11 protein-coding genes are annotated in these 18,658 nt (G+C 73.1%); 6 read left to right on the top strand and 5 right to left on the bottom strand.

Annotated elements, in window-relative coordinates; genetic code table 11:
• Positions 1-34 precede the first annotated feature (34 nt).
• Together LRM40_RS18105 and ccoG are read left to right on the top strand one after the other, a co-directional pair.
• Positions 35-712, top strand: coding sequence for a hypothetical protein (locus tag LRM40_RS18105; protein ID WP_151122333.1), 678 nt, complete (start codon positions 35-37; stop codon positions 710-712).
• Positions 713-720: 8 nt separating this feature from the next.
• Positions 721-2,157: a cytochrome c oxidase accessory protein CcoG gene (gene ccoG / locus LRM40_RS18110; RefSeq protein WP_151122332.1), complete on the top strand. Its 1,437-nt coding sequence runs from the start codon at positions 721-723 to the stop codon at positions 2,155-2,157.
• A gap of 18 nt (positions 2,158-2,175) precedes the next feature.
• Here ccoG and LRM40_RS18115 read toward each other — a convergent pair whose 3' ends face one another.
• Positions 2,176-5,889: a response regulator gene (locus LRM40_RS18115; RefSeq protein ID WP_170288778.1), complete on the bottom strand. Its 3,714-nt coding sequence runs from the start codon at positions 5,887-5,889 to the stop codon at positions 2,176-2,178.
• A gap of 408 nt (positions 5,890-6,297) precedes the next feature.
• Here LRM40_RS18115 and LRM40_RS18120 point away from each other — a divergent pair, with 408 nt between their 5' ends.
• The 4 genes from LRM40_RS18120 to LRM40_RS18145 all read left to right on the top strand — a co-directional run bounded on the left by LRM40_RS18120 (position 6,298) and on the right by LRM40_RS18145 (position 12,589).
• Entirely contained in the window at positions 6,298-7,419 is a 1,122-nt protein-coding gene (locus LRM40_RS18120; protein WP_151122330.1) for a hypothetical protein, read from the top strand.
• Positions 7,420-7,430: 11 nt separating this feature from the next.
• The gene (locus LRM40_RS18125; protein WP_151122329.1) at positions 7,431-8,429 is read left to right on the top strand and encodes a DUF6976 family protein; all 999 of its coding nucleotides are present in this window, start codon (positions 7,431-7,433) and stop codon (positions 8,427-8,429) included.
• Between the two features lie 113 nt (positions 8,430-8,542).
• Positions 8,543-11,194: a sensor domain-containing protein gene (locus LRM40_RS21505; RefSeq protein ID WP_151122328.1), complete on the top strand. Its 2,652-nt coding sequence runs from the start codon at positions 8,543-8,545 to the stop codon at positions 11,192-11,194.
• A 96-nt stretch (positions 11,195-11,290) separates the two neighbouring features.
• Complete coding sequence (locus LRM40_RS18145; protein WP_151122327.1) at positions 11,291-12,589, top strand: metallophosphoesterase; 1,299 nt, start codon at positions 11,291-11,293, stop codon at positions 12,587-12,589.
• Position 12,590: 1 nt separating this feature from the next.
• On the opposite strand, the gene pdeM is transcribed toward LRM40_RS18145, so the two are convergent.
• Genes pdeM through LRM40_RS18165 form a run of 4 tightly spaced genes read right to left on the bottom strand, consistent with a single transcriptional unit; the run spans position 12,591 to position 18,652 of the window.
• Entirely contained in the window at positions 12,591-13,334 is a 744-nt protein-coding gene (pdeM, locus tag LRM40_RS18150) for a ligase-associated DNA damage response endonuclease PdeM (protein WP_231067895.1), read from the bottom strand.
• Between the two features lie 5 nt (positions 13,335-13,339).
• Positions 13,340-15,892 (bottom strand): ligase-associated DNA damage response DEXH box helicase, encoded by a 2,553-nt coding sequence (locus LRM40_RS18155; RefSeq protein WP_151125260.1) that lies wholly within the window; start codon positions 15,890-15,892, stop codon positions 13,340-13,342.
• Positions 15,882-17,573 (bottom strand): ATP-dependent DNA ligase, encoded by a 1,692-nt coding sequence (locus LRM40_RS18160; RefSeq protein ID WP_151125261.1) that lies wholly within the window; start codon positions 17,571-17,573, stop codon positions 15,882-15,884. The genes LRM40_RS18155 and LRM40_RS18160 overlap by 11 nt, the downstream gene beginning before the upstream one ends.
• Positions 17,570-18,652: a ligase-associated DNA damage response exonuclease gene (locus LRM40_RS18165; RefSeq protein WP_151125262.1), complete on the bottom strand. Its 1,083-nt coding sequence runs from the start codon at positions 18,650-18,652 to the stop codon at positions 17,570-17,572. Before LRM40_RS18165 ends, LRM40_RS18160 begins: the two co-directional genes overlap by 4 nt.
• Positions 18,653-18,658 lie beyond the last annotated feature (6 nt).

Here is an 18,658-nt window from a genome sequence, read left to right on the forward strand (position 1 = left end):
ACGGCTCAGATGGCGGCGTCGCACCATGCCGATCATGCACAGCAGCCCTTTCGATCTGGCGCCGCAAGCGCTGGCAACCTCGCGTTCGGCGGCCCACACCCTGCGGCGCCTGGGCCAGGCCGGCCTGTTCCGCCTGAGCCTGCCCAGCGAGCACGGCGGCCTGGATGCGCCCGTGGGCGATCTGGCCGCCGCCCTGGCCGGGCTGCGGGCCACCCACCCTGCCGCGGCCCGCCTGGCCCTGGCGCAGCTGGGCGCCATCCAGGCCCTGCTGCTGGGCGACAACGTGGCCCTGCGGGAATTCCGCCTGCCCGCCCTGGTGGCGGGCGAGCGCGCGGCGGTGCTGGCCGGCGGCCCGCCCGGCCCCGCGCTGGAGGGGCTGCCCAGCGCGCCGGTCTGGCGCATCAGCGGCCTGCTGCCCGGCCTGGCCAACCTCTCGGGCGATGGCTTCAGCCTGATCGCCCGCGCCCGCCTGGGCGACACCCTGGGCTGGGTCTGCCTGGACAGCGAGACCGACGGCCTGGACGTGCTGCCGCCCCATCCGTCGGGCGATGCCGCGCTGGCGCGTCAGGCCGGCCTGGGCGATGTGCGCTGCCGCCGCGTGCTCTTCCGCGTGGACGAGTGGCTGGGCGAGGACAGCCTCACGCCCGCGCTGCAGGCCTTCCAGGCGCAGATCGCCGCCAGCGCATCCACCACTTGTTCTTCACCCGTCTGAACTGGGTCATGTCACACCTTCCCAATCCCTTTGCCCCCGGCCATCTGCTGGAGATGGAGCCCTGGCAGAAGATCCAGGCCCGCAGCGTCAGCGGCCGCTACACCCGGCTGCGCTGGGCCTTCGTCTGGCTCACCCAGCTGGCCTTCTACGGCCTGCCCTGGCTGAACTGGGCCGGGCGGCCCGCGCTGCTGTTCGACCTGGAGCACCGGCGCTTCTTCGTCTTCGGCGCGTTGTTCTTCCCGCAGGACATGATCTGGCTGACGGCGCTGCTGATCGCCAGCGCGCTGCTGCTGTTCTTCGTCACCACGCTGGTGGGCCGGGTGTGGTGCGGTTTTGCCTGCCCGCAGACGGTCTACACCGAGCTCTTCAGCTGGATCGAGCGGCGCTGCGAGGGCGACCGCCTGGCCCGCCAGCGCCTGGACGCCGCGCCCTGGGGCGCGCGCAAGCTGCTGCGGCGCGGCGGCAAGCACCTGGCCTGGGGCCTGCTGGGCCTGTGGACCGGCCTGAGCCTGGTGGGCTATTTCACGCCAGTGCGCGAGCTGCTGGCGGCCCTGCCGGCCGGTGCGCTGGGTGCCTGGGAGGTCTTCTGGATCCTCTTCTACGGCGCGGCCACCTACCTGCACGCCGGCTGGTTGCGCGAGAAGGTCTGCCAGCACGCCTGCCCCTACGGCCGCTTCCAGGGCGCGATGCTGGACAGCCGCACCCTCAACGTGGCCTACGACGCGGGGCGCGGCGAGCCCCGCGGCGGCCGGGCCCGCCAGGCCGATGCCCGCGCCCTGGGCCTGGGCTCTTGCGTCGACTGCACGCTGTGCGTGCAGGTCTGCCCGGTGGGCATCGACATCCGCGCCGGCTTCCAGGCTGCTTGCATCAACTGCGGCGCCTGCATCGACGCCTGCGACACGGTGATGGACAAGACCGGCCAGCGGCGCGGGCTGATCCGCTTCGCCTCGCTGGAGGGGCTGGCGCAGGCGCGTCCGCAGCCGGCCGCCAAGGCGCCCCGCGCTCACGGCCTGTGGCGGCCCCGGGCGCTGGTGTACGGCACGCTGCTGCTGGTCACGGTGGTGGCGCTGGGGGTGGGCCTGCTGCAGCGCCCGACCCTGCGCATGGACGCGATGCGCGATCGCGCCGTGCTCTCGCGCGAGGTGGAGGACGGCGCCATCGAGAACAGCTACCAGGTGCTGCTGCTCAATGCCCGTGACGGCGAGCGCGCTGCCGCGCTGCAGGTGGTGGCTGACCCGGTCCTGCCGGGTCTGGCGGTGGTGTCCGACCCGCGCGTCATGCTGCCGGGGGCCGACAGCCAGACGGTGCTGCTGCGCCTGCGCCTGCCGGCGGAGGCAGCGCAGGGTCTGCGCGGCCGCATCCTGCCGGTGGCGCTGCAGGCCCGCACGCTGGGGCCGGATTACGAAGCCGCCAGCACCCGCACCACCTTCGTGGTGCCGCGCTGAACCTGCCGGGGCCGGTCGTCAGGCCGCAGCGCCCTCGGGGGCCAGCACGGGTTGCAGTGCCTGCACCAGGGCTGTGAGCCGCTGCTGCAGCGCCTGCGCGGTGTCGGCCCACTGCGGCAGGGCGGCCGGCGTGTCGCGGCTCAGGGCCTGCTCGAAGGCCTGGATCTCGCGCGCCAGCGCGTCCGCACCGATGGAGGCGCAGGCCCCGCGCAGCGAGTGTGCGGTCGTGCGCCAGCGCGCCGGGGCATCGGCCGTCGGATCGGGGGAGAAGCCCTTGGCCGGGTCCCCGTAGGTGCGCACGAACACCCGCAGCAGACGCTCCAGCCGGGCCTCATCGTCGCCCATGTTGTGCAGGGCGGAGGACACCGACAGCTCCGCCACATCCGCCAGGCGTTGCGCCAGCGGCCGGGCCGGGGCGGGCGCGGGAATGCTGCCGGGCGCCGGTGCCCGGGACGCGGGTCCCGTTGGTGCTGCCGGTGGCAGCCACTGCAGCAGCTTGGCGTACAGCAGGGTCGGGTCGACGGGCTTGCCGATGTGGTCGTCCATGCCGGCGGCCAGGCAGGCGGCGCGGTCGTCGTCGAAGGCGTTGGCCGTCATGGCGAGGATGGGCAGGGCCGGTCCCAGCCGTGCGCGGATCTCGCGCGTGGCCGTCAGGCCGTCCATCTCGGGCATCTGCATGTCCATCAGCACCAGGGCCGGGGGATGTGCCAGCGCCGACTGCACGGCCTGACGGCCGTCACCCACCACCTCGACCTGCAGGTCCACCGCCCGCAGCAGTTCGCAGGCCACCTCCTGGTTGATGGGGTTGTCCTCGGCCAGCAGGATGCGCCGGCCCCCATGGCGTTGGCGCAGCGCCGCCTCGGCGCTGCCGTCTTCGGCCGGGCGGGCGGCAGCCGGGGCCGGGCGGTGCGGCGCGTGGAGCAGGCTGGCCATGGCGTCCATCAGGTCCGAGGGTGTGACGGGCTTGACCAGCACCCGGTCGAAGCCCGCCGCCTGGGCCTGCTGCAGCAGACCCTCCTCGTTGAAGGCCGTGGCCAGGATGGCCGGGGGTGTCTGGTCGCCCAGCAGCTCGCGCATGGCCCGCAGAGTGGCCGGGCCGTCCAACGGCGCCATCTGCCAGTCCAGCACCAGCAGGTCGAAGCCACGTCCTGCGGCCGCCTCGGCCTGCACCAGTTGCAGGGCGGCCTGCGGGTCGGCCCGGGCCTCGACCTGCAGGCCCAGGACGGACAGGCTGTCCGACAGGGCGCTCAGCGATACCGGCAGGTCATCGACCACCAGGGCCCGCCGCGTCCGGACCTCCGCCAGCAGGGCGTCGGCCGGGGCGTCTGCCACCGGCTGGCTGCGTTCCACCCAGGCGGTGAACCAGAAGCAGCTGCCTTCCCCGGGGCGGCTGCTCATGCCGGCTTCGCCGCCCATCAGGCCGGCGATCTTTCGCGTCAGGGCCAGGCCCAGGCCGGTGCCGCCGTAACGCCGGGTGGTCGAGGCGTCCGCCTGCTCGAAGGCCTGGAACAGGGCATCCTGCCGCTCGGGCGCGATGCCCACGCCGGAGTCGCTGACCTCGAACTTCAACAGCAGGCGGTCGCCGTCCTCGGCCAGCAGGGTGCCGGCCAGGCGCACCCAGCCCCGTTCGGTGAACTTGACGGCATTGGCCAGCAGGTTGATGAGCGCCTGGGCCAGGCGCTGGGGGTCGCTCCGCATGCGGCCGGGGAGGTGGTCGGTGTCCAGCACCAGCTCCAGGCCCTTGGCCCGGGCTTGTTCGCCGACCATGGCCAGCGCGCCGGACATCAGCACATCGCGCGAGAACTCGATGTGCTCGATCTGCATCTTGCCGGCCTCGATCTTGGAGAGGTCCAGGATGTCGTTGATCACCTGCAGCAGATGCTGGGCGGCCTGGTCCACCTTGCGCAGGCGCTCGCGCTGGACGCCATCGGACAGATCGCGCGCCAGCAGGTGGGTGAGACCGAGGATGGCGTTCATGGGGGTGCGGATCTCGTGGCTCATGTTGGCCAGGAAGGCGCTCTTGGCGCGGTTGGCCACCTCGGCCGCTTCCTTGGCCACGGCCAGTGCCGCGGTGCGGTCGGACACCAGCTCTTCCAGCCGGTCCCGGTGCAGGCGCAGTTGCTCGGTGGCCTGGCGGCGCTCCACCTCGGCCCGGGCCACCCGGATGCCCAGCGCCAGATCGCGCGAGGCTTCGACCAGGACGTCGATCACCCCGGGGTCGAAGAAGTCCGCCTCGGCCGCGCCGATGGTCAGCACGCCCAGCGCCTGCCCGTCCAGCAGCACGGGCAGGGTGATGCTGGAGCGGCAGCCACGCGCCAGCGCATCCTCGGCCCACGCGGCATCTTCGTCGCCGGTGTCCCGTTCGGTCCAGACCTGCAGCCGGCCCTGCCGGAGGGTCCGCCCCAACGGGCCCTGGTCCGCGTCGGCGCCGTCGCGGGCGACCTGCAGGCCGTCGAGCAGGCCGGGCTCGGTGCTGCAACTGGCCATCAGGCGGATCGGGCCGTCGGCCTGGGCATAGCCGATCCAGGCCAGGCGGAAGCCCCCGGCCTCGACGATGGCCCGGCACATCTGGTCCAGCAGCGAAGCCTCGTCGTGCCAGCCCAGCAGGGTGCGGTTGCCGGCGGACAGCATGCGCAAGGCCCGGTTGGCGTGCTCCAGACGGGTCTCCCGGTCCGCGATGGCCGCGGCGGACTGGTCCAGCGCGGCCGCCAGGCGGCCGACCTCGTCGGGCCCGTGGGCCAGGCCGCTGCGGGCCTCGCGGTCGCCCGCCCGCAGGCGATCGGCCAGATCCGACAGTGCCCGCAGAGGCGCCAGGAACCAGCGGTCCAGCGCCCCCTGGACGAGCAGCAGGGTGCCGCTGAGCACCGCGACCAGGGTGATCAGGGCCGTCAGGGACTGACGGCGCACGGGGCCTTCGACCTTGTCCGCGGCAACGCTCAGCAGCACCTGGTACTGGTTGCCGGTGTTGGTGAGCAGGAAGGGCACATGGGCGACCAGGCGCGGCTGCCCCAGCCGGTTGGGCACGGCCAGCGTGCCGGCCTCGCGGGCGGTCAGGGCCCGGCGGACCTCGGCGCTCTGCACCTTGCTGCCGGTCCAGTGTTCGGCATCCGGGTAGCGGGCGATGAACACCCCCCGCTCATCGAGCAGGGACACGTTCAGGTCGTTCTGCTGGGTGACAGCCAGGGTGCGCCCCAGCCAATCCAGGTTGAGCCCCAGGTAGTACACCGCCAGGACATCGCCAGCCTGGTTCCGCAGGGCCTTGCTGAGGGTGATGGTGGGCCGGCCCAGGGTGCGGCTGATGGTCATGTCGCCGACGACCAGACCCGGTTTCTCCAGTGCGCCGCGGAACCAGCCGCGGTCGGCGAAGTTGATGGCGCGGTTGGAGACCACGGCTGCGCAGCCCTTGTCGCCGTTGGGCAGGGCCAGGCCGATCTGGTCGTAGTCGCGTTCCTGCTTGAGCAGCTCGGCCATCAGGGTCTGGCAGGCGGCCCGGGGCGCCGCAGGGGCCAGGGTCGGGTTGGCCATCAGGCTGTCCAGCAGGGCGTCCGCCCGGCCCACCAGGGCGTCGCCTCGGGTGGCGATCAGCCGGGCCTGCACCATCAGGTCGGTTTCAGCGAATTGCAGGCGCTGACGCTGGTCCAGCCACAGGTGCCAGCTCAGCAGGGCACCCGCCAGCAGGAAGATGCCCGACAGCAGCAGGAAGACGCGGGCTCGCAGGCGAAGTCGATGCATGGGGGGTGGATTCACACGGTCCGGTCGCGGCATCCTCAAGATTGTGCGAACCGTCCATCCATGGCAAGGGACTGCACAGGGTGCAGCTCCTCCAGGGGAATCATGTGGGGTGTTTCCCGGGGCGCGGCCCTTGTCTTGCGCCAGGTCAAGCCGGCCTCTGCGCCGGGTCGCGGCTCAGGGTTGTCTCGCTCGGGGCAACCCCGTGTCTGCGCCAGGCCGCTGCCGGCTGACACACCCGGTTTGCAGCCGGGCGCCCCAGCCTGTCACACCGGCCCAGGGTTGACCCTGGCGTCCGACCGCTCCAGACGGGCCACCGCAGGGGTGGTCCGCCGCTTGCAAGGTGCGGCGGTGACGGTGGCCAGCCCAGGCAGCCGCCACCCAGCGGTTCGAGATGGGAGAGGAGACACGATGACGCCTCAGGAGCGCCAATGGTTGGAGACTGTGCTGGAGGTGCGTGCGCCCTGGCAGGTGCAGGGCTTCAAATGGAGCGATGGCACGCGCCAGCTCTCGGTCCAGGTGGGCACGGCCGCGGAAAGCGCCGGCCCCTTCTGGGCGCCGCGCAAGCCCTCGGCGGGCGGCCAGCGCCTGCACTGGGCCCATCTGCCGATGGCCGGGCGCCGCTGCGAGGTCGTGCTGACCCTGCGCGAGGGCCAGCCCCTGCCCGAGGCACCCTGGGCCGGCGAGCCCGAGCTGCCGTTCTCGCAGGCGCTCTCGCGCCTGGTGCTGGACCTGATGCTCGACGGCGCCACCATGTCCCAGCTCTGCCGCATGCTGGACCTGCCGCTGTCGGACCTGTGGAAGTACAAGTTCCGGCTGGACCATGGCAGTGCCCGGCCGCCCCAGGCCCGCGATGCACGGGAAGCCCGCGAGGCGGCGCGACCGGCGGCAGCGCCGGCCCAGCCCGCGGCCCAGCGCCCGCCGTTGCCGGTGCCCGTGCCGCCGCCGGTGGCCACCCGTCCCATCGAGCTGGCCCCGGCCGCGCCCCGTGTGGCCGACGACGACGAGGCCATCCCGCCCGAGGACGCCCCGGTCTGGCTGGCCCTGCTCACCGGGCGGCAGACGATCGAGGTGCGGGCCCTGGGGCTCAAGCTGCTGCTGTCCAAGCTCACCCGCGAAGCCGCCACCCACCGCGATGCCGACCTGCACCGCCAGGCCTCGCGGGGCCTGTACCGCTACTTCGTGCGCAACCAGCCGCTGCTGGCCGGCGAGATCGCCCAGCTGCGCACGGCCGATGCCGCGGCCCGGGCCGCGCTGCAGGCCTCGCTCAGCCGGGCGATGGCCGGCGAGGACGAGGAGGTGCCCGATGTCAGCGACCCGCTGTGGCAGGCCCTGCTCAGTGGCGACTGCGACATCGAGGTGCGCACGCTGAGCCTGCGCCTGCTGCTGACCAAGCTGCGTCAGCAGGCCCGCGGCCTGCAGGACGACGAGCTGCGCATGCTCAAGCTGGTCGAGCTGCACCGCTTCTTCGCCCGCCACCGCGCGGTGCTGCGCCACGAACTGGAACAGCTGCGCCGCTGGACCCTGAACTGAAGCCCGTTCCCATGAATGCACTGACCCACCGCCTGGTCTCGCTCGACGAGGCCGCCCGCCTGATCCAGGCCCGCAAGCCCTGCTGCATCGCCGGCGACGAGGCCCTGCTGCGCCAGCTGCCGCGGGGCGACTGGATCGGCGGCACCATTGCCTACTTCATGACCGACAGCGGCGGCACCTGCAGCCGCCAGCAGGTCTTCGTGACCGAGCTGCCCGCCGGCCCGCGGCCACCCGGCGTGCGCCTGTATGCCCGGTCCCAGCTCTCGCGGGTCTGCCTGGACGGGCCGGAACACGGTTTCTCGGTGATGGTGCTGCCGGCCTTCAGCGAGGTGCACGAGGCCTTCGCCCAGGAGGCCCCGGGCTACGAGGACATGTACATGAAGCCCCTGGTGGGCTGGGTGGCCGGCATGCACCTGGACGAGCCCGGCACCCGCCCGCGCGTGGTCGATGGCCAGACCGGCCTGCTGCACGACAACGCGGCGGTCGTCATCCACCTGCCGCTGCCGGAGACCGCGCTGGTGCACGTGGACATCCTCAACCTCTTCACCCCGGGCGACGGGCCGGTGATCGAGTTCGCGCGCAGCGGCTTCACCGGGGGCGACTGCCTGATCGACGGCCAGCCGGCCAACCTTCACGACTGGTGGGTGCGCCAGGGCGCCGACCCCCGCTGGCCCCTGGTGGCCGACTACCACGGCGCGCTGATCAACGTCAGCATCAAGGCCCTGGACGCGGCCCACCGCCGGGTGGAGTTCTACGCCCCGGTCTTTCCGGGCGTGGGCTACCGCCTGGCCCGGCCGCTGCCCGACTACTCGGCCGCCTTCGCACGCGCCGCCGCCGGCCAGACCTTGGCCAGCGACCCGGTGTTCTGCTGCAACTGCATCCTCAACTACCTGCATGGCCAGCTGCAAGGGCGCCGCACCGGGCGCTTCCAGGGCCCGATGACCTTCGGCGAGATCGGCTACCAGCTGCTCAACCAGACCCTGGTGCACCTGAGCGTGGAGGGCCTGTGAGCCCGTGAAAACACGGGTGTCTGCGCAGCAGATCGGACCATGGGGGCCTGCCCGGGCGGCTTAACATCCCCTGGCACCTTCCCACGGACCGGCGAGCCCGCAACAAGCCCCCCATGAGCGCCCGGCGCATCGTCCTCTACTTCCTGGCGTTCGGCATCCTCTGGATCCTGGGCTCGGATCACCTGCTGGCGTTGATCACGTCCGACGTGGCCACCCTGTCCGCCCTGCAGTCGGTCAAGGGCCTGGCCTTCGTGGGCCTGAGCGCGCTGCTGATCCTCGTCCTGGGGCGCCTGGCCGAGCGGCGTCACCAGCGCCTGCAGGACGAGACCAACCGCCAGCGCGAACGCCTGGCCCACATTCTCGAGGTCACCCCGGCGGTGCTCTACACGCTCAAGCCCCATCCCACGGACCCGGGGCAGTGGACGGTGGACTTCGTGAGCCAGAATGTCGAGGACATGACGGGCCATGCACCCGAGGTCTGGGCCGCGCGACACGACTTCTGGCAGCGGCACCTGCACCCCGAGGACCTGCCGCGCGTGCTGGCCGCCCAGGCCCGCCTGGCCGGGTGCGACACCTTGCACCACGAGTACCGCATCCGCCACGCCGACGGCAGCTACCGCTGGGTGGACGACCGGCTGCGCCTGCTGCGCGGCGCGGACGGTCGCCCGTTGTTGCTCACCGGCGCCTGGCTGGACATCACCGACCGCAAGTGCGCCGAGCAGGCCATCCAGGCCTCGGAGAGCCGGTACCACGAGCTGTTCGAGGTCAACCCGCTGCCGATGTGGGTCTTCGACCTCGGTACCCTGCGCTTCATGGCGGTCAACGAGGCCGCCATCGCCAAGTACGGCTACTCGCGCGAGGAGTTCCTCTCGATGTCCATCGAGGACATCCGGCCGGCCGAAGACGTGGAGCACCTGCGGCGCACCGTCAACATCCACCGGCAGGACGGAGGCTACGGCTACTCGGGCGAATGGCAGCATGTGCGCAAGGACGGCACGCGCTTCTGGGTCGAAATCACCGGCCACACCCTGCTGCGCGACGGGCGGCCGGCCCGCCTGGTGCTGGCGCAGGACATCACCGACCGCCGCCAGGCCGAGGAACGTTCCCGTCTGATCAGCCAGGTGTTCGAGGCCACCGAGGAAGGTATCTTCATCACCGATGCGCAGAACCGCTTCGTCTCGATCAACCGCACCTTTTCCCGCATCACTGGCTACAGCCCCGAGGAGGTGCTGGGCCAGACGCCGGCCCTGCTGAAGTCCGGGCGCCAGAATCGCGCCTTCTATGCCGAGCTGTGGAAGCAGCTCAACACCGAAGGCCGCTGGGAAGGCGAGATCTGGAACCGCAACAAGGCGGGCGAGGTGTATCCCGAGTGGCTGGCCATCAATGCCATCAAGGACGAGCGCGGCCAGCTGCAGCAGTTCCTGGGCATCTTCACCGAGACCTCCAGCCGCAAGTCGGCGGAGGAGCGCATCCTGCGTCTGGCCAACCACGACAGCCTGACCGACCTGCCCAACCGCGCCCTGCTGGCGGACCGGGCCCGCGTGGTGCTGGCCACCGCCCGCCACCAGCACCTGCCGGTGGTGCTGATGCACCTGAACCTGGACCATTTCAGTGCCATCAACGAATCGCTGGGTCACGAGGCGGGCGACCAGGTGCTGCGCGAGCTGGCCCTGCGCCTGACCCGCTGTCTGGAGCCCGAGGACACGCTGTGCCGCCTGGGGGGTGACGACTTCATCCTGCTGCTGCCGGGCACCGCGGTGGGGGACGTGGCCCAGATCAGCGTGCGGCTGATGGACGCGGTGGCCCAGCCCTTCGCCGTCGCCGGCCAGGACCTGCGGCTGAGCGCCAGCATCGGCGCGGCCGAGTTCCCCGAGAACGGCAGCGACCTCACCGAGTTGAGCCAGGCCGCGGAGTCGGCGGTGCATCTGGCCAAGCGCGAGGGGCGCAACACGGTGCGGGTGGCCTCGCGGCGCCTGCAGGAGCAGGTGCAGGAGACGCTGGCCCTGGCACGGGATCTGCGCTGGGTGGTCGAGCGCCGGGAGCTGGTGCTGCACTACCAGGCCCAGCTGGACACCCGCAGCGAGCGCGTGGTGGGGTTGGAGGCGCTGGTGCGCTGGCAGCACCCGCAGCGGGGACTGGTGCCGCCGGGGCGCTTCATTCCCATCGCGGAAGAGAGCGGCCTGATCCAGGAGATCGGCCGCTGGGTACTGGACGAGGCCCTGCGCCAGATGGCGGCCTGGCGCGCGGCCGGGCTGCCGGTGGTGCCGGTGGCCATCAACCTGTCGGTCAGCCAGTTCCGCCACCCGCGCCTGCCGGAGGATGTGGCCGAGGCCCTGCGCCGCCACGACCTGCCCGCGCACCTGCTGGAGCTGGAGCTCACCGAGAGCGTGGCGATGGAGGACTCCGACTTCACCATCGCCCGCATCGCCGCGCTCAAGCAGCTGGGGGTGACCCTGTCGATCGACGACTTCGGCACCGGCTACTCCTCGCTCAGCTACCTCAAGCGCTTCACGGTGGACAAGCTCAAGATCGACCAGTCCTTCGTGCGCGGCCTGGCCCAGAGCCCGCAGGACGAGGCCATCGTGGCCACGGTGATCAACCTGGCCCGCAGCCTGGGCCTGCACACCATCGCCGAAGGGGTGGAGACGGCCGAGCAGCTGGACTTCCTGCGCCGCCACGGTTGCGACGAGGTCCAGGGCTTCCACTTCCACCGACCGGCCCCGGCCGAGGCGGTGGCCGGGCTGCTGTCGTCTGAAACCCTCTGAGGCTTTCTGAGGCCACCGTCGGCCGGCGAACCTGTCACAGGCCTGTCAGGCCGGGTCGCAAGCATCGCAACGGTCAGAAACCCACCGGATGCATGCATGATACGACAGATCGCTCCCTGGACCCTCACTGTCCGCACCGCCGCCCTGGCCCTGGCCGCCGCCCTCGCGGGCTGCGGCGGCAGCTCCTCGGACCCGACGTCCATGACCCTGGCCGTCATCGGCGACATGCCCTACGGTGCCTCGCCCACCGACACCGCCGAGTTCGACGCCACCCCGGACTTCATCAACGCCATCAACGCCGACAAGGACGTGTCGATGGTGATGCACGCAGGCGACATCCACTCCGGCAAGCAGTACTGCACGCAGGACTATGACCTGTCCATCGCGCAGCAATGGTCGGCCTTCCGGGTGCCGCTGGTCTACACCCCGGGCGACAACGAATGGGCCGACTGCCACAAGAAGAAGGAGGGCGGCGGCGAATACAGCAGCAGCACCGGCGACATCGTTTACGTGCAGAACAACGGCGCGTTGGCCAGCTACGCCGGCGGTGACCCGGTGGCCAACCTGGGCCTGGTGCGCTCCATCTTCTTCGCCGCGCCGGGCCAGACCCTGGGCAAGGCCATGACCGTGCACAGCCAGGCCACCGAGTACGACCCGGCCCACCCCACCGACAGCGCCTTCGTCGAGAACGTCTGGTTCGAGCAGCAGCACGTGCTGTTCGCCACGGCCAACATGCCCGGCGGCTCGAACAACGGCACGGCCATCTGGTACAAGACCCCGACCATGTCCCCGGCGCAGAGCCTGGAGGTGGCCAACCGCACCGGTGCCACCCTGCGCTGGCTGCAGACCGCCTTCGCCCAGGCCAAGGCCCACAACGATGCCGCGCTGGTGCTGATGATCCAGGCCGACATGTGGGACCTGGACGGCAACACCCTGGCCGACGGCACGCTGACCGAATACAAGCAGTACATCGACCTGATCGCCTCGCTGGCCGCCGACTTCGGCAAGCCGGTGCTGCTGATCAACGGCGACTCGCACTTCTACCGCAGCGACAACCCGTTGGTGAAGGGCGCCGACTGCCATGTCGAGGTGCCTTCCTCGCCGATCGGCGCACGCTCGGTGCAGACCACCACCTGCGCGGACAGCGTGGCCCATGGCGCGCTCAACGGCATCACCGACGTGGCCGATCCCTACCTCATCGTCGAGGACGCGGGCAACGCCGGCTATGTGCCGAGCTATGCGGTGCCCAACTTCCACCGGGTGGTGGTGCATGGCAATGCCACGGCCAGCAACACCGACAAGGAGTATCTGAAGCTGACGATCGACACCAGCGTGGACGCCCCCGCCAGCGAGAACGCCTTCGGCCCCTTCGCCTGGACGCGCGTGCAGCCCTGAGTCAGCACCGCGGCAGCGCCACGACGGCGCTGTCCGCGATCAGCGCCACCTGCGCGCCCAGGGCGGCAAACTCCTCGGGCCGCAGCGTCCAGTGGCCGCTGAGCCGGCCCAGGGCGGGCAGCACCAGTTCGTGGGCGGTCCAGACGAAGCAGGGCCGGCGCAGCCGGTCGCCCGCGCGCGAGCCCAGCTGCACCGCCGGGTGCAGGTGGCCGGCCAGGCGAAAGCCGGCGGGGACCGGCGCCGCGCTGCCGGGCGGGCTGTTCAGCCGCGGCTCGTGCACGGCCTGCAGCGGCCCCAACGTCAGCGGGCCCGTCACCACCGTCAGCGGCAGGCCTTCGGCCAGGGTGGGCGGCAGCGGTCGGTCGTGGTTGCCCAGCACCACGGTGGTGGGCCAGGCCCGGGCGAAGCGGGCCACCGCCGCCTGCAGGGCCGGGCCCAGGCCGCTGCGGTGGTGCCAGAAGTCGCCCAGCACGACCACCCGCTGCGCGCCGCAGGCCCGGGCCGCCGCGTCCAGCCCGTCCAGCGCGGCGGCGCTGCTGCCCGCCGGCAGCGGCAGGCCCCCGGCGCGGAAGGCCGCGCCCTTGCCCAGGTGCAGGTCGGCGGCGAACAGCGTGGCCTGCTCGGGCCACCAGACCGTGCCGTCCGGGCGCAGCCACAGCCGGGTGCCGGCGGCCTCCAGCGGCAGGGCGCCGTGCAGGGCTGACGTCGAGGCCGGGTGCGGGGCAGGGGTGTCGGGGTCGGGCATGGGGATCAAGGGCGGGGACGGGGGCGTGCGCGGGTGCCCGCGCCTGCGCGGCCACGGCGGCCACGGGGGGCGGCAGCCGAGGCCTCGGCGCTGAAGCCCAGGCGTTCGGTCAGGTCGGTCGGCGCTTCGCCGCCAGCGGCGGCCTCCAGTTCAGCCAGCATGCGGGCCAGGCGCTGGCCCAGCTGTTCGGTGGACAGGCGTTCGCGCAGCCGGTCCACCATCAGCGGCAGGGCCAGCGGGCTGGGGCGGGCCAGCACCTGTTGCTGCAGGCGGCGCTGCTGCAGCGTGCGCAGGCTGTGGTCCAGCCGGTCCACCGCCAGTTCCTGGCTCAGCAGCTCGTCCTCGGCCTGCTGCAGCAGGCGGTTGCCCGGGTCGTGCTGGCGAAAGACCTCGTAGTACAGCGAGGCCGAGGCCTGCAGCTGCCGCTGGCTGCGCGCCTCGCCCGGGTGGCTCTGGAAGATCAGGCCGCTGATGCGGGCGATCTCCCGAAAGCGCCGGCGCGCAAGCTCGCCGGCGTTCAGGCTGGCGCGCACCTCCTCGCGCAGCGCGTCCGGCTCGGCCGGGGCCAGGGCGCGCGGCAGCACGGTGGTCCAGTCCATGGGCGTGGCGCTCAGCAGTTCCAGGCCGTAGTCGTTGACGGCCATCGTGAAGGTGGCCGGGGTCTCGCGCGCCAGGCGCCAGGCCAGCAGCGAGGCCAGGCCCAGGTGCACCGTGCGGCCGGCAAAGGGGTAGAGGAAGAGGTGGTGGCCTTCGGGCGAGCGCAGCGTCTCGGCCAGCAGGATGTCGGGCGTGGGCAGGGCCGACCAGGCGGCCTGCAGCTGCAGCAGGGGCTGCACCGCCTGCATCTCCGCGTCGGCCGCCTTGCCGCGCGCGGCGGCGGCCAGGCGCTCCAGCAGGGCCGCGGCCAGGGTGTCCGAGATGGGCAGCTGGCCGCCGGCCCAGCGTGGCAGCAGGGGGCGGCCGCTTTTGGCCAGGCGCACATAGGCGGTCAGGCCCTCGGTGCGCACCAGCTCCAGCGTGCGCCCGCCCAGCAGGAAGACGTCGCCCGCCCGCAACCGGGCGATGAAGCTCTCCTCCACCGTGGCGATGCGCCCGCCGGTCAGAAACTGCACGCTCATCGCCGCGTCCGACACGATCGTGCCGATGTTGCTGCGGTGGCGGCGGGCCAGGCGCGCATCGGGCACCCGCCAGACGCCGTCCGCGTCGGGCACCACGCGTTGGAAGTCGGGGTAGGCGCGCAGGCTCTCGCCGCCGTGGCGAACGAAGGCCAGGGCCCAGGCCCAGGCGGCGTCGCTCAGGCCCCGGTAGGCCGGCGCGCTGCGCACCTCGGCCAGCAGATCTTCGGGCCGGAAGCCGCCGCCCAGCGCCACCGTCACCAGGTGCTGCACCAGCACGTCCAGCGGCGCCTGCGGCGGGCGGCGCGGCTCGATCTGCCCGGCCTGCAGGGCCGCGCGCAGGGCCGAGGCCTCCACCAGCTCCCAGCTGTGGGTGGGCACCAGCGTCACGCGCGAGGCGCGGCCCGGCGCATGGCCGGAGCGGCCGGCGCGCTGCATCAGCCGCGCCACGCCCTTGGCCGAGCCGATCTGCAGCACCTGCTCCACCGGCAGGAAGTCCACGCCCAGGTCCAGGCTGGCGGTGCAGACCACGGCCTTGAGCCGCCCCTCCTTCATCGCCGCCTCGACCCAGCGGCGGGCCTCGGCGTCCAGCGAGCCATGGTGCAGGGCGATCAGGCCGGCCCAGTCGGGCCGGGCCTCCAGCAGGGCCTGGAACCAGCGCTCGGCCTGCGAGCGGGTGTTGGTGAAGACCAGAGTGCTGGCCGCGGCCTCGATGCGCGCCACCACCGCCGGGCGCATCGTCAGCCCCATGTGGCCGGCCCAGGCGAAGCGCTCCACCTTGGGCGGCAGCAGGGTGTCCAGCGTCAGCAGCTTGTCGCGCGCGCCCTGCACCAGCACGGCGTCGGGGGCCAGGGTGTCGCGGGCCTCGTCCAGGTTGGCCAGGGTGGCCGACAGGCCCCAGGTCATCAGGCCGGGGTGCCAGCGGCGCAGCCGGGCCAGGGCCAGCTGCAGCTGCACGCCGCGCTTGCTGCCCAGCAGCTCGTGCCACTCGTCCACCACCACCAGCCGCACCTGCTTGAGCAGCGTGGGCGCATCGGCCCGGGCCAGCAGCAGGCTCAGCGATTCGGGCGTGGTCACCAGGCCGGTGGGCCAGCGCTTCTGCTGGGCGCTGCGCTCGCTGCTGGAGGTGTCGCCGGTGCGGGCGCCCAGGGTCCAGCCGGGGGCCAGTTCGCGGGCGGCGTCCTGCAGAGCCAGCAGGGTGTCGTGGCTGAGCGCCCGCATGGGCGTGACCCACAGCACCGACAGCGGGCCGGCGGCCTTGGCATCGCCGGGCAGGGCCTGTAGCGCGCCCAGCCACACGGCCAGGGTCTTGCCCGCGCCGGTGCTGGCGTGCAGCAGGCCCGAGCGGCCGGCGGCCATCTGCGCCCAGACCTCGCGCTGGAAGCCGAAGGCCTGCCAGCCGCGCGCCTGCAGCCAGGTCTGGACTTGGACTTCAGTCGCCATCGGGGGCTTCCCCGTTCGTGGCAGCCATCAGGGCTTGCAGCGAGGCCAGGGTGTCGGCCTCGTGCAGGGGCTTGTCCTCGCGCCAGCGCAGCATGCGCGGAAAGCGCACCGCCAGCCCGCTCTTGTGGCGGGCGCTGGGCTGGATGCCCTCGAAGCCCAGCTCGAACAGCAGCGTGGGCCGCAGCCGCCGCACCGGGCCGAACTTTTCCAGCGTGGTCTGGCGCACCACCCGGTCCACCCGGCGGATCTCGTCGTCGCTGAGGCCGGAGTAGGCCTTGGCAAAGGGCACCAGCTGCAGGTCGGCCGGCGCGTCGGCGGCACCGTCCAGCACGGCGGCGGCCTCGGCCGCGTCGCGCGGGGCACGGCTCCAGACGGCGAAGCTGTAGTCGGTGTAGAGGTTGGCGCGGCGGCCGTGGCCGGCCTGGGCGTAGATGAGCAGCGCGTCCACCGCCAGCGGGGCCAGCTTCCACTTCCACCAGGCGGCCGGGCCGCTGCCGGTGCGGCCCAGGCCATAGGCGCTGTCGCGGTGCTTGAGCATCAGGCCCTCGACCCGGTGGGCCCGGGCCTGGGCGCGCAGGGTGGCCAGGCCGGCCCAGTCGTGCGCGGCCAGCAGCGGGCTGGCCGGGATGCCCAGGGCCGCCAGCCGCGCGCGGCGCGCGTGCAGGGGCTGGTCCCGCAGGTCCTGGCCGGCGTCCTCCAGCAGGTCGTAGGCCAGCAGGCGCACCGGGGCCTCGGCCAGGATGGCCGGGCCCAGCCGGGTGCGGCCGATGCGCTTTTGCAGCAGGGCGAAGGGCGCGGGGTCGGCTTCGCCCGCGCGCCAGGCCAGCAGTTCGCCGTCGACCACCGTGCCGTCGGGCCAGAGCCGGGCGGCGGCCAGCACCTCGGGGAAGCGCTCGCTCACCAGCTCCTCGCCGCGCGACCAGATCCACACCTGGCTCTCGCGCTTGACCACCTGGGCCCGGATGCCGTCGTACTTCCACTCGGCCCACCAGCCATCGCGCGCGCCCAGGGCGTCGGGCCCATCGGCCAGCGGCTGGGCCAGGAAGAAGGGATAGGGCTGGCCGCCGCGCGGGCCGCTGCCGGCCGGGGCCTCGGGGGCGACGAGGGCCTGGTAGGCCGCGGCGCTGGGCGGGCGCTGGCCGTCGGTGAAGCCCATCATGCGCTGCGCCACCAGGGCGGGTGGCAGGCCGTGCAGCTCGGCCAGCGCGCGCTGCACCAGGCCCCGGCTCACGCCCACCCGGAAGCCCCCGCCCACCAGCTTGACGAAGAGAAAGCGCTCGTCGGCCGCCAGCCCGTCCCAGGCCGCGCGCACCGCCTCGGCCCGTTCGGCCGGCGGCAGCTCGCGCAGCGGGGCGATGCGCTGCTCCATCCAGTCGGCCAGGCTGCCGCCGTGCTGCCGGCCGGGGGCGGGCAGCACGTAGGCGATGGCCTCGGCCAGGTCGCCGGTGGCGGCGTAGCCGGCTTCGAACAGCCAGTCCGGCAGGCCGGCGATCTCGCAGGCCAGGGCGCGCAGCTCGGCGGTGGGCACGGCCCGGCGCGGCCGGCCGCCGGCCAGCAGGTAGACCGCCCAGGCGGCATCGCGGGCCTCGGCCCGGGCCAAGTGGCGTTTCAGGGCGTCGAGCTTGTCGCGCGTGGCGGTGCTGGCGTCCAGGGCCTGGTAGAGCGCGCTGAAGGCCTTCATGGCGCGGCCCCCGGCGGAGAGTCGGTGCTGGCTGCTGCGGGCAGTTCGGTGTCCGCGTCGTGGAATTCGGTGGCCAGGGTCTCGGCCTGCAGGCCGTGCTGCTCGCGCAGCCAGCGGATCAGCGCGTCCTCGTCGCCGTGGGTGACGATCACCCGCTGCGCGCCGGTGGCGGTGATGGCCTGCAGCAGGCCCGGCCAGTCGGCGTGGTCGCTGAAGACGAAGCCGCGGTCCACGCCCTGGCGGCGCCGGGCGCCGCGCAGCCGCATCCAGCCGCTGGCAAAGGCGTCGCGGTGCGGGCCCAGCCGGCGGGCCCAGGCGCTGCCCTGCACCGCGGGCGGGGCGATGACCAGGGCGCCGCGCTGGCGCTTCCAGTCGGTCTCGGCCGTCACCGTGGCCGCCGCCGGCAGGGCCACGCCGCTGGCCTGGTAGGCCGCGTTGAGCCGGGCCACCGCGCCGTGCACCCACACCGGCCCGGGCGCCTGGGCGGTGGCCAGGCCGGCCAGCAAGTGCTGGGCCTTGCCCAGGCTGTAGCCCATCAGCAGGGCGTGGCGGCCCTCGGCCGCGCAGCCGGCCCACCAGGCGCGGATCTCGTCGATCACCGCCGCCTGTGCCGCCCAGCGGTAGATCGGCAGGCCGAAGGTGCATTCGGTGATGAAGGTGTGGCAGCGCACCGGTTCGAAGGGCGCGCAGGTGGGGTTGTGGTCGCCCGCGCCGCTGGCGAAGTAGTCGCCCGACACCACCCACACCTCGCCCCGGTGTTCCACCCGCACCTGGGCCGAGCCCAGCACATGGCCGGCCGGGTGCAGGCTCAGCGTCACGGCGCCCAGACGCAGCGGCTCGCCATAGGCCAGGCCCTGGAAGGCGATGTCCTCGCCCAGCCGGGCCCGCAGCAGGGCCTCGCCGTCGCGCTGGGCCAGGTAGGCGCCGTGGCCGGGGCGGGCGTGGTCCGCGTGGGCGTGGGTGATGACCGCGCGCGCCACCGGCCGCCAGGGGTCGATGTGGAAGTCCCCCGCCGGGCAGTACAGGCCCTCGGGGCGGCGCTGGATCAGGTCCTCGGGCGGTCGGGTCGGTGGCGTCATGGCGGG

It is taken from the genome of Ideonella dechloratans (genome assembly GCF_021049305.1).
Classification (GTDB): domain Bacteria; phylum Pseudomonadota; class Gammaproteobacteria; order Burkholderiales; family Burkholderiaceae_C; genus Ideonella; species Ideonella dechloratans.